Origin of the sequence: Paraburkholderia sp. SECH4 (genome assembly GCF_030511745.1) — a bacterium.
In the GTDB taxonomy this organism is placed as follows: Bacteria; Pseudomonadota; Gammaproteobacteria; order Burkholderiales; family Burkholderiaceae; genus Paraburkholderia; species Paraburkholderia madseniana.
This window is the reverse complement of sequence record NZ_JALOCP010000002.1, coordinates 509,563-521,010: the sequence shown is the minus strand read 5'-3', so window position 1 is coordinate 521,010 and position 11,448 is coordinate 509,563. Positions and strand designations below refer to the sequence as shown.

10 protein-coding genes and 1 tRNA gene are annotated in these 11,448 nt (G+C 62.1%); 6 read left to right on the top strand and 5 right to left on the bottom strand.

Annotated features, from left to right (window positions below; genetic code table 11):
- Positions 1-2: 2 nt before the first annotated feature.
- The 4 genes from M0D67_RS05315 to M0D67_RS05300 all read right to left on the bottom strand — a co-directional run bounded on the left by M0D67_RS05315 (position 3) and on the right by M0D67_RS05300 (position 3,117).
- Entirely contained in the window at positions 3-302 is a 300-nt protein-coding gene (locus M0D67_RS05315) for a phosphopantetheine-binding protein (protein ID WP_154559941.1), read from the bottom strand.
- Positions 277-1,071 carry a 1-acyl-sn-glycerol-3-phosphate acyltransferase gene (locus M0D67_RS05310; protein WP_093639093.1) on the bottom strand — a complete coding sequence of 265 codons (795 nt, stop codon included), beginning with the start codon at positions 1,069-1,071 and terminating at the stop codon, positions 277-279. Before M0D67_RS05310 ends, M0D67_RS05315 begins: the two co-directional genes overlap by 26 nt.
- Positions 1,055-1,834, bottom strand: a complete 780-nt coding sequence (locus tag M0D67_RS05305) for a beta-ketoacyl synthase chain length factor (protein ID WP_171927768.1) — start codon at positions 1,832-1,834, stop codon at positions 1,055-1,057. The genes M0D67_RS05310 and M0D67_RS05305 overlap by 17 nt, the downstream gene beginning before the upstream one ends.
- A gap of 584 nt (positions 1,835-2,418) precedes the next feature.
- On the bottom strand, positions 2,419-3,117 hold the full coding sequence (locus M0D67_RS05300; protein ID WP_154559939.1) for a DUF4136 domain-containing protein: 699 nt from the start codon (positions 3,115-3,117) through the stop codon (positions 2,419-2,421).
- Between the two features lie 216 nt (positions 3,118-3,333).
- Between M0D67_RS05300 and pepN the strand changes: the two genes are divergently transcribed.
- The 5 genes from pepN (at position 3,334) to M0D67_RS05275 (ending at position 8,250) form a co-directional block, all read left to right on the top strand.
- Positions 3,334-6,030 carry an aminopeptidase N gene (pepN, locus tag M0D67_RS05295; RefSeq protein WP_171927769.1) on the top strand — a complete coding sequence of 899 codons (2,697 nt, stop codon included), beginning with the start codon at positions 3,334-3,336 and terminating at the stop codon, positions 6,028-6,030.
- A gap of 196 nt (positions 6,031-6,226) precedes the next feature.
- Positions 6,227-6,508, top strand: coding sequence for a type II toxin-antitoxin system RelE/ParE family toxin (locus M0D67_RS05290; RefSeq protein ID WP_154559937.1), 282 nt, complete (start codon positions 6,227-6,229; stop codon positions 6,506-6,508).
- A 16-nt stretch (positions 6,509-6,524) separates the two neighbouring features.
- Complete coding sequence (locus tag M0D67_RS05285) at positions 6,525-6,980, top strand: HigA family addiction module antitoxin (protein ID WP_054037300.1); 456 nt, start codon at positions 6,525-6,527, stop codon at positions 6,978-6,980.
- 122 nt (positions 6,981-7,102) lie between these two features.
- Positions 7,103-8,119 carry a class 1 fructose-bisphosphatase gene (locus tag M0D67_RS05280; RefSeq protein WP_054037301.1) on the top strand — a complete coding sequence of 339 codons (1,017 nt, stop codon included), beginning with the start codon at positions 7,103-7,105 and terminating at the stop codon, positions 8,117-8,119.
- A gap of 55 nt (positions 8,120-8,174) precedes the next feature.
- Positions 8,175-8,250 (top strand) — tRNA-Thr (locus tag M0D67_RS05275).
- 540 nt (positions 8,251-8,790) lie between these two features.
- On the opposite strand, the gene M0D67_RS05270 is transcribed toward M0D67_RS05275, so the two are convergent.
- A complete protein-coding gene (locus tag M0D67_RS05270) occupies positions 8,791-9,702 on the bottom strand; it encodes a LysR family transcriptional regulator (protein ID WP_199203024.1) in 912 nt (303 codons plus the stop codon).
- Positions 9,703-9,830: 128 nt separating this feature from the next.
- Between M0D67_RS05270 and M0D67_RS05265 the strand changes: the two genes are divergently transcribed.
- A complete protein-coding gene (locus M0D67_RS05265; RefSeq protein WP_171927770.1) occupies positions 9,831-10,946 on the top strand; it encodes an aldo/keto reductase in 1,116 nt (371 codons plus the stop codon).
- The last annotated feature ends 502 nt before the right edge of the window (positions 10,947-11,448 follow it).

The following is an 11,448-nucleotide window of genomic DNA, read 5'->3' as shown; positions in this document are numbered from 1 at the left end:
GATTAATCCCCTTTTATTGTGGTTTCGTTCACAGCATGCGCCGTTTCGCGTTGACTCGCGACCAGCGCGGCCAGCGTGCTGATCGAGCGGAAGTGTTCGCGGGTGCGTTCGTCGTTCGCTGCGATGGTCAGTTGGTATTGTTTGCGCAGCACGATGCCGATCTCGAGCGCGTCGATCGAGTCGAGACCGATGCCGTCGGTATCGAACAACGGGGCGTCGTCGTCGATATCGGCCGGGCTCAGGTCTTCCAGATCGAGGGCTTCGATCAGAAGCTGTTTAATTTCCAGTTTTAAAGAATCCATAATCGAACAGGTGCTGAGTAATGTGGGCTTCGATGGCGCTGGTCACGCTGCGCGCCGCGAGAGACGGTGAAGTGTCGTGGTCGGCGAGTTGCTCGACGCCAAGCGGCTCGAGCACGTTCACCCGGATCCGGAAAGCGCGCGCCGGCACGTCGTACCAGCGCATCTGCTTGGTGAACGCTGGCGGATCGCAGTCCATCAGCACCGGCACGATCGGCGCGCCGACCTTCAACGCCATGTGCGCGAACCCGCGTGAAAACGCGTGCAGCCGGTTCGGCGCGGGGCTGCGCGTGCCCTCGGGAAAAATAATCATCGTGTAGCCCGCTGCTAGCTGCCGCGCGCCGGCTTCGACGAGCTCCGAGGGATCGGCGTTGCTCACATATTCCGCCGAGCGCACGATTCCCCAGAAACACGGGTTGCCCCAGTGCGCGTTTTTCACCACGCAACAGGCGCGCGGCGTGAGCGACAACAACACCATCACGTCCAGGTACGTCGGGTGATTGGCGACCACGATCGCCGGGCCGCCGGCGCGCAATGCCTGCCCACCCGATACCTCGAGCTCCATCACACCGATGCGCTGCAACACCGCGACCAGTGCGCGGAAAAACCAGTGAATCACGGTCGTCACCACGCGCTGACGCGACGCCCGGTGCGGCCACAGCCACGCGAGCGGGAACACCAGCACCGAAAACAGCACGCCGCAGATGCCGAACACCACGAAGGCCATGCCTGTCGCACAGAACCGCCAAACGTAATCAAGCCGCGCGTTCATGCCACCTCCAATGCCAGGCCGCGCCGGCGCCTTGCCAGACGGCGGGCCTGCCCGTTTCCAGACAGTGCTGCAGCGCCTGGCTCTGGGTCGCGAAACTTTCTTCCGCGCTTGCCTCCGCGGTTGCCACCGCAGTTGCCACCGCAGTTGCCATATTCCCCGCGTCTGCGTGATTTGCCTCCTGCGCGGCCCGGGCTGCCTCCGGCTCGCCTCCGCCGGACAACGTGCAGACCAGTTGCCCCGTCGCCGCTTCGCCGTTCAGCAGGATCGCGATCGCGCCGCCCTGCACTTCGTCTTCAATCGTGCCGTACGCCGGATCGGCCGGTTCGTCAGCGTACACCAGCAATACCGGTGAGCCGGGCTGCGTTGCGTATTGCGCGTACGCTTCCAGCAACGCATAACCGAGCGTCTCGGCGCCGGCCGAGATCGCGCTGGCAGCGGAACGGTCACCGCGCGCAATGCCGAAGACACCGGTCATGGCGTTCAGCACCGACAGGCTGAAGGCGGTCGGCGAGACCGGCTCGCCCGCGCTGATGGTACGCAGGATGTCCGTGGTGCGCCGCAATTCGCCATGGCGTGAAGCGAACACGACTCTGACCTCGTCTTGCGCCACGCAGTCGTGCGCGACCTTCAGGGCGACTTTGGACAGCGTGCTCAGGCGACGCCGCACGATCGGCTCGATAAAGCCGATGTCGGGTGCGGCAGATGCGGCAGCAGGCCAGCTAGACCAGCGAGCGACCGGAATGGTCCAGTGCAGATCGGGCATATCGGTGTTCGCGCGTAGAAGCGAGGAGAGGCTGAGGGTGCCTGACGGAATACGCAGCCGTCACAGCGTATGCGCGCCGCGCGGAACGACAATCTCCAGCCGGGGGTCAATCCAATCTTCTTATATAGGGTTCAGCGATTTAACGGCACTTGGCCCCGATTATTTAGGTGCCTTTGCCAATTAGTCTGATGGATTGACTCAGGCTCCCTGTGGTCGCCGGAATCATACTGAATATTGTGGATTAAATCAGCCACAAAAGACGTATCTATCTGTATCCGTATCGCGGGTGCGACGGATGCCTGGACAACGTCAAAATATAGGCCTGGCGGCCCTTGCGCGTCCGTGAAAAGCCTGCAAAGCCGCTTGCAGCGAGCTCCGCGGGCCAGACAGGCGCTGTCGCATCCGTAAATAGACGCGAATACTTTCATTTAGCTTTCTAAACAAGTGTTTCGTTTCGGAACACTTCAATGCGTCGGTGCCGCTCTGCTGAGTTAGATGCCGCGCGTCTCCCAAATCTCACGCGCCACTTACGGGCGCTTACCCCCGCGCCGGTGTAGCGCTTATTGCACGCCCTATTGCACGCCCTATTGCACGACCTTCGCACCCGGCGCCGAAGCCGGCGCGGCCGCGGGCGCGGCGCCCGTCGTTGCGACTTCGTTCGAGATCCCACCGTTCTTGTCGACGGGAATCTTCACGGTATGGACCACGCCGTTACCGAGCGGGAAGTCAGCCAGCGCGCTGCGTGCCAGATACGGCATGGCCCTCACCAGCGACGATTCTTCGTCCGAGTTGCGCGCCGTCACGTTATAGACCTCTTTGCCACTGGCGCGCTCGGTGATCCGCACGCCGAGCAGGTGCGTGAAGATCGGGTAGCTCTGGTTCACATAGGCGGTCGGAAACGCGCCCCACGGGCCCCACGGATCGAACGGCCGGCCCCAGTACGGCGCCGGCCAGGGGTTGTAATACACCGGCTGCGCGACCGTCACCATGTCCGAGCGAATCCCGTAAGAGAGCCCGACCAGATAACGCGCCTGGGAAGTGTCGACCTGGCGGAACGCATGCGTGGCAAGCTCATTGCCGACGAGACGCTCGTAGGTGGTGAGCTCGAGATTGTTCTGCTGATCCCCCGCCCGCGTGAAGGCATAGGTACGGGTGGCGTCGTTGCCGCTCCAGTCGGAAAACGCCGTGACCTGGGAGGTCACATAGCTCGTGCAGCCGGACAACAGCACCGTCAGCGTGGCCAGCAGCAGCGTAGCGCGGCGGGTCCATCGATCGAATTTCATGGTCTACCTCGTGATGCCTGTTATTGCCATTCTTGAGCGGGTTGGCTCATGCGCATGCTTTGCTGCGCCGAGCGGCCCCGATAATACGCTGACCAGGCGAATCGGTAAAAAGTTCGACCCGCACAATCCGCCGAGCCTTTGTACAATGGCTCGACAAGCCCGGCTCGCGCGCCATAAGCACGCGTGACGGCTCGAGTCCCATCACTACAGAACGCCATGGCCGATACCGCAACGCCCAATGTGATCCGCCGCGCCGATTACGCGCCGCCCGCCTTCCTGATCGACACCGTCGCACTGGAGTTCGATCTGATCCCCGAACGCACCGTCGTCAGGAACACGATGCGGGTGCGCCGCAACCCGGACGCGTCCCACGCCGCGAATTTCGAACTGATGGGCGAACAACTCGAGTTCGTCGGCGCCACGATCGACGGCGCCCCGTTCGCCCACGCGCATGCGCACGAACACGGCCTCACGCTCGACAACGTGCCGGATAACTTTGAGCTCACGCTCACCAGCATCTGCAATCCGGCGGAAAACACCACGCTGTCGGGCCTGTATGTGTCGGGCGGCAACTTCTTCACGCAGTGCGAGGCCGAGGGCTTTCGCCGCATCACCTATTTCCTCGACCGCCCTGACGTGATGGCGACCTTCACGGTCACACTGCGCGCCAGCAAGGCCGACTATCCGGTGCTGCTGTCGAACGGCAATCTGCTCGAAGAAGGCGATCTGCCGGACGGCCGCCATTTCGCCCGCTGGGAAGATCCGTTCAGGAAGCCGAGCTATCTGTTTGCGCTGGTCGCGGGCAAGCTGGTCGCGCTCGAAGAACGCGTGAAGAGCGGCTCGGGCAAGGAAAAGCTGTTGCAGGTGTGGGTCGAACCGCACGACCTGGACAAGACCCGTCACGCCATGGATTCGCTGATCAACTCGATCCGCTGGGACGAGTCGCGCTTCGGGCTGGAACTGGATCTGGACCGTTTCATGATCGTCGCGGTGAGCGACTTCAACATGGGCGCGATGGAGAACAAGGGGCTCAACATCTTCAACACGAAGTACGTGCTGGCGAACCCCGAAACGGCAACGGACACCGACTTCGCGAACATCGAGGCGGTGGTCGGCCACGAATACTTCCACAACTGGACCGGCAACCGCGTAACGTGCCGCGACTGGTTCCAGCTAAGCCTGAAAGAAGGCCTGACGGTGTTCCGCGATCAGGAATTCTCGGCCGACATGGCGGGCGGCGCGACCGACGAAGCCGCACGCGCCACCAAACGCATCGAGGATGTGCGTGTGCTGCGCCAGATGCAATTCGCCGAAGACGCGGGTCCGATGGCGCACCCGGTGCGTCCGGAAAGCTACGTCGAGATCAACAATTTCTACACGATGACGGTCTACGAAAAAGGCTCCGAAGTCGTGCGGATGTATCAGACGCTGTTTGGCCGCGACGGTTTCCGCAAAGGCATCGACCTGTACTTCAAGCGTCACGACGGCCAGGCTGTGACCTGCGACGACTTCCGTCACGCGCTCGCCGATGCGAACGGCCGCGATCTCGCGCAATTCGAACGCTGGTACAGTCAGGCCGGCACGCCGCGCGTCTCGGTACGCACGAAGTACGACGCCGCGCAGCAACGCTACAGCGTGACGCTCACGCAAGGCTACGGCGATGCCGCGCCAGCCGCGCGTGAAACGCAAAAAGGCCCGCTGCTGATCCCGTTCGCGATCGGTTTGATCGGCAAGGACGGCCACGACATGCCGCTGCAACTGGAAAGCGAAGCCAAGGCGTCGGACGCCACAACGCGCGTGCTGGAATTCACGCAGGCCGAACAGACCTTCACGTTCGTCAACGTCGCGCAGGAACCGCTGCCCTCGCTGCTGCGCAATTTCTCGGCGCCGGTGATCGTCGAATACGACTACTCGGCCGATCAGCTCGCGTTCCTGCTAGCGCACGACAGCGACCCGTTCAACCGCTGGGAAGCCGGTCAACGGCTCGCCACGCGCGAGTTGCTGACGCTCGCCGGGCGCGCCACAACCGGCGTGCCGCTGCAGCTCGACGACTCGGTCGTCGCTGCGTTCGCGCGCGTGCTAACCGACGAAACGCTCTCGCCGTCGTTCCGCGAACTGGCATTGATGCTGCCGTCGGAAGCGTATCTGGCTGAACAGATGGCCGAATCGAACCCGGCTGCCGTACACGCCGCGCGGCAATTCGTGCGCAAGCGCCTCGCGAATGCCCTCAGGAAGGACTGGCTTGCCGTGTACGAAAAGCACCGCACGCCGGGCGCCTATGAAGCGACGCCGGAGGCTTCCGGTCATCGTGCGTTGAAGAACCTTGCGTTGTCGTATCTCGCGGAACTCGACGATCCGGCTGAAGCCGTGCGTCTTGCATCCGCGCAATACGATGCCGCCAACAACATGACCGACCGCTCGGCGGCGCTCTCGGCGTTGCTCAATGCGTCGGCGGCGAACGGCGGCAGCGTTGAGGCGCAGCAGGCGCTGGACGACTTCTACCGGCGCTTCGAAAAGGAACCGCTCGTCATCGACAAGTGGTTTGCCTTGCAAGCCACGCAACGTGGCAGCGCGCAGCGTCCGGTGATCGAGATCGTACGCAAGCTGATGGCGCACCCGGCTTTCAACCTGAAGAATCCGAACCGGGCTCGCTCGCTGATTTTCAGCTTCTGCGCGGCGAACCCCGCACAGTTCCACGCCGAAGACGGTTCGGGCTATGCGTTCTGGGCCGAGCAGGTGATCGCGCTCGACGCCATCAATCCGCAAGTGGCCGCCCGCCTCGCCCGCTCGCTGGAACTGTGGCGCCGCTTTACGCCGACACTGCGTGACGGTATGCGCGCGGCGCTGGAGAAAGTGGCGTCGCAGGTGAAGTCGCGCGACGTGCGCGAGATCGTGGAGAAAGCGTTGGCGTGACGATCGTCTGACAGCGCTTTGCGCAGCGAAAAGCCGGCACGTGTTGCCGGCTTTTTTTCGTCCTGAATTTTGCGATGAAGCGGTGTGCGGACGTCAACGTTAGCCGTCTGGACGACTGTTCGTATCGGTTCGGCGGGTGGAAAGTAAACGCATTCATTTAACGGTTTACGTTTAACGCAACGCGTTATATCATCCCATGATCACGACATTCGGCGACAAGGCCACGGCAGCAATCTTTCAGGGCAAGTTCGTGCATTCACTGCCGCTTCATATGCAGGCGCTCGCGCGCCGCAAGCTGCTCATGATCGACGCCGCCAGGTCAATCCGCAACCTGCATGCGCCGCCGGGTAATCGGCTCGAATGCTTGCAAGGCCAGCGCAGCGGGCAGTGGAGTATTCGCATCAACGCGCAGTGGCGCATTTGTTTTCACTTTGTCGACGGGGAGGCGCTGAATGTCGAAATTGTCGACTATCACTGATTATTGGGAGACCGGCATGGTCATCAAACGCTCCGATCTGGGCAGCATCGATTTCTCCGACATCAGCACCGGCGAAAGCATCCCGGAAATCCATCCCGGCGAGATTCTGCGGTGCGAGTTCCTCGAACCGCTCGGCATGTCCGTCAACGCGCTCGCCCTTGCGCTGCGCGTACCGGCGCCGCGCATCAACGACATCGTGCGCGGCAAACGCGCCATCTCGGCCGACACCGCGCTACGGCTCGAACGCTACTTCGGCGCGAGTGCGCAGTTCTGGCTGAATCTCCAGATCGCCTACGACCTGCGTGTCGCTACCGCGGCGGCCGGGGAGCAGATCGAGCGCGAGATCGAGCCGATGCCCAAGGCGAACCGGCCCAAAATGCCGAAGGTCCCGGCCGAACACGCCCGTGCCGCCGCGCTTGCCACCCACGTGGCCGGCCATGTCACGGCCATCAAGGCTCGCCGCAAAGCCTGAGTTTCACGCGCGTTTACAGCCCTCAGCGAGGCGGGCGCACGCCCTCGTATCTCAAAAGCACGGAACCGACACAGCGAGCGGTTAAAATCGAGACATTCCCTAAGCCTTCCCGGAGTACAGCAATGGCTTTGCAACGTCGTACCACTCTCACGAAGTACCTGATCGAGCAGCAGCGCGAGACCAACAACCTGCCGGCCGACCTGCGCCTCTTGATCGAAGTCGTCGCGCGCGCGTGCAAGGCGATCAGCTACCACGTCAGCAAGGGCGCGCTGGGCGATGCGCTCGGCACCGCGGGCAGCGAGAACGTTCAGGGCGAAGTGCAGAAGAAGCTCGACATCCTGTCGAACGAAATCCTGCTCGAAGCGAATGAATGGGGCGGCAACCTGGCGGGCATGGCGTCCGAGGAAATGGAGCAGTTCTTCCCGATCCCCGCCAACTACCCGAAGGGCGAATACCTGCTGGTGTTCGATCCGCTCGACGGCTCGTCGAACATCGACGTCAACGTGTCGATCGGCACAATCTTCTCGGTGCTGCGCTGCCCGGACGGCCAGCAGCCCACCGAACAGTCGTTCCTGCAACCCGGAACGCAGCAGGTCGCGGCAGGTTATGCGGTGTACGGCCCGCAAACCGTGCTGGTGCTGACCACCGGCAACGGCGTGAACTGCTTCACACTCGACCGCGAACTGGGTTCGTGGGTACTCACGCAAAGCGATATGCGCATTCCGGTTGAAACGCGTGAATATGCGATCAACGCGTCGAACGAGCGTCACTGGTATCCGCCGGTCGAGAAATACATCGGCGAGTTGAAAGACGGCAAGGACGGTTCGCGCCAGAGCGACTTCAACATGCGCTGGATCGCATCGATGGTGGCTGACGTGCACCGTATCCTGAACCGCGGCGGCATCTTCATGTACCCGGCCGACAAGCGCACGCCGGACAAGCCGGGCAAGCTCCGCCTGATGTACGAAGCAAACCCGATGGCGTTCATCGTCGAGCAGGCCGGGGGCGCCGCGACCAACGGCGAGAAGCGGATTCTGGACATCCAGCCGAAAAGTCTGCACGAACGTGTGGCGGTGTTCCTCGGCTCGAAGAACGAAGTCGACCGCGTCACGCGCTACCATCTCGAAACAAAAAAGTGACCGCGAGGGCTTGCCAAGTTCCTGAAGAAGTCCCTATAATCTCGTTTCTCCTGATGCCGGAATAGCTCAGACGGTAGAGCAGCGCATTCGTAATGCGAAGGTCGGGGGTTCGATTCCTCTTTCCGGCACCACAAGATTCAAGCAAAAAGCCCAGTCCTCGTGACTGGGCTTTTTGCTTTCTGGTGCCGGTTTTCAACGCGGCTCCCGCTTCAACCGACCGTCACAACGATCAACGGTAGCGCCCCTTAAGCCGCCAAAATCCAATCGATCGCTTCGCGCGGTCACGCCGAGATTGCGAACGACGACCGCATCTTCAACAATCACGTTCTCAGCCGGCTTCGTGCCATATGCCAACACGGCTTCCTGCGGCGCCGACGAAAACCACAAGGTCCGGCCAGCGCACTCGATACCGACCTGACGTCCTTTCCAGTAGACAGCGTTTTCCATGGCGAACTCTCTGAAGGGCGAAGACAGCCATCTTCCGCGCCGGTGCCGGCGCTTCCGTTATCCACCGCACCCTGTGCCGCAGATAGCCGCTTCAATGATAGTCGGCGGCACGATCGAGGCGAACGACAAACCAACGGCAGTTGCAGACACCACCCGGGGAGAGCCGCACGGCATCCTGTCCGACGCAACGATTCACAGCCTGAAGCTGCAGCAACACGCGAGGTCTATCGGACTTCGCGCTTCTCCCGGAGGAAATCGATCAGCGCGCGCAGCTTGAACGGCATTTGCGCGCGGCTCGCCGTGTACAGATAAAAGCCCGGAAAGCTCGGACACCACCCGTCCAGCACGCGGACCAGGCGGCCGTCTTCGAGTTGCTCGTTCACGTAGTCGTCGATCACGTGGAGGAGGCCCACTCCCTGCTCCGCCGCCCGCACCATCGTGTACAGATCGTTGGTGACGAGACTCCCGCGTGTCTCGACTTCGAACACACGCGACGGATCGTCAGGCTGCGCGAACTCCCATCGATAGATGCCGCCGCTGGTCGAGAAGCGGTAGCGCAGGCAATCGTGAGCGGCGAGATCGGATGGCGTCGCCGGCGCCGGATAGCGCTCGAAATAGGCCGGTGAGCCGGCTACGACAATGCGGATCTCGCCGCCCAAGGGTACCGCCACCATGTCCTGCGCGATCCGTTCGCCGAGCCGGATTCCCGCGTCGAAACCTTCGCCGACCAAGTCAGCGAAACCATCGTCGAGTGTCAGATCAAGACGGATCTGCGGATAGCGACGCGTGAACTCGGCCAGATGCGGCAACACCAGCAGCTCGCTCGCGACTCTCGGCAAATTGATGCGTAGCGTGCCGGCGGGCTGCTCGCGAGTTTCATCGAGCGCCTCGAAGGCCGCCTCCAGTTCACCCAGCGCAGGCAGCACGCGCGCGAGAAACTGCGCGCCAGCTTCCGTCAGGGCAACACGCCGGGTGGTCCGGTTGAACAGGCGCACATTCAGTTGAGTCTCAAGCGAACGAATGCTTTGCGACAACGCCGATGCCGTCACGCCGGTTTCCGCAGCCGCGTGCGTGAAACTGCCGTGGCGCGCCACGCTCGCGAATGCCATCAACGCCGGCAACTGGGCTGGGTCCATCGCGATCTCCATTATTAAGCCAGACTTCACAATCCTTGCAGACGGACGGCATTTTTCCAAGCAAAGAATCGGCGCACGATAACGCCATCGATTCAACGCTTCCCGCCTCACCGCTCAAGGAGACTGATATGACGATGGACCGCTACACCCTGCTCGGCCGCTCGGGCCTTCGCGTGAGCCCGATCGCACTCGGCACGATGACCTTCGGCACCGAATGGGGCTGGGGCGCCGACGAACAAGCGGCGCAACGCCTGTTCGATCTGTACGTGGATGCCGGCGGCAACTTCGTCGACACCGCGGACCTGTACACCGAAGGCACCAGTGAGAAATGGCTCGGCAAATTCGTCGCGGCGCGCGGTCTGCGCGACCGGCTCGTGATCGCCACCAAGTACGGCTACAACGCCGAGACCGGCAATCCGAACGCGGGCGGCAACCATCGCAAGAATCTGCTGCGCGCGCTCGACGGCTCGCTCAAGCGTCTGGGCACCGACTACATCGACCTGTATTACCTGCACACATGGGATCGCGTCACGCCGGTGGACGAAGTAATGCGCGCGATGGACGACGCCGTGCGCGCAGGCAAGATCCGTTACGTCGGCCTGTCGGATACGCCCGCGTGGTTCGCCGGGCGGGCGCAGACGCTTGCCGACTGGCGCGGCTTCGAACCGGTCGCGGCGATGCAACTCGAATACTCGATGATCGAGCGCAACGCCGAAAACGAGTTCGCCGATCTCGCCGCCAATCTGGGCATGGGGCTCGTGCCGTGGAGTCCGCTGGGTATGGGCGTGTTGTCGGGCAAATACCGTCCTTCGCAAGGCGGAGCGGCGAGCGCTGTTTCCGGCGACGGGCGCCTTGCGAGCATGGCCAGCGCGCCGCCGCCGGGATTCGACAAGCTGACCGAGCGCAACTTCCGCATCGTCGCGGAACTGGAGGCCGTCGCGAATCTGGCGGAGCGGCCGATGGCGCAAGTTGCGCTGAACTGGCTGCATCACAAGCGCGGCGTGTCGAGCATCATTGTCGGCGCAACCCGGCCCGAGCAGCTGCAGGAGTCGCTCGGCTCGCTCGATTTCACGCTCGCGCCGGAATTGATCGCGCGTCTCGACGCCGTCTCGGAACCGGCCCGTCCATTCCCGTACTACATGTTTGCCGACGGTCATCAGGCGCGGATTCATGGCCAGGTCGAAGTCGCCGATAAACCTGCGGCCTACTCCGCGCCCGTGACAATTCCGGCGCCGAACGCGTAAAAATCGTCCACAGCGAGCGCCGCGCTTCGTCTGGAGCGCGGCGCTTTTTATTTGCAAAAAATATTCAGGAAAGTATTCCTGTTCGTCAACGAAGTCGCGCAATCGTTCGTTTACAAACAATTAGGGGGCTGAATGAGCGCGCTGAACCAATCGGTAATAAACGAACGTTCGGACTAACGCGGAGAAAATCCTTCCGATGCGGCAGCGCACAAAAATCGCCGCGATTTGTTCATATCAACGGGTACGAACAGGCTGTGCTGTGACGCAACAGAGATAATGCGCGGAAGGCGCATGAGGCAAGGCTGGGAAGGGAATGGCGAAGATATCGGACTGTTTTTGATTGGCTGCTGCAAATTCAGTTCTGCGCAGTCAACCGATAAATTCTATTCAAACATTCCGTTCCAATGTAAGGCTGTACCGTTAAAGCAACACACAACATGTGAGCCGCATCGGACACTGGTGCAAAACGGGGACCGAGGCAGATAATCGGTTTGTAAAGGAG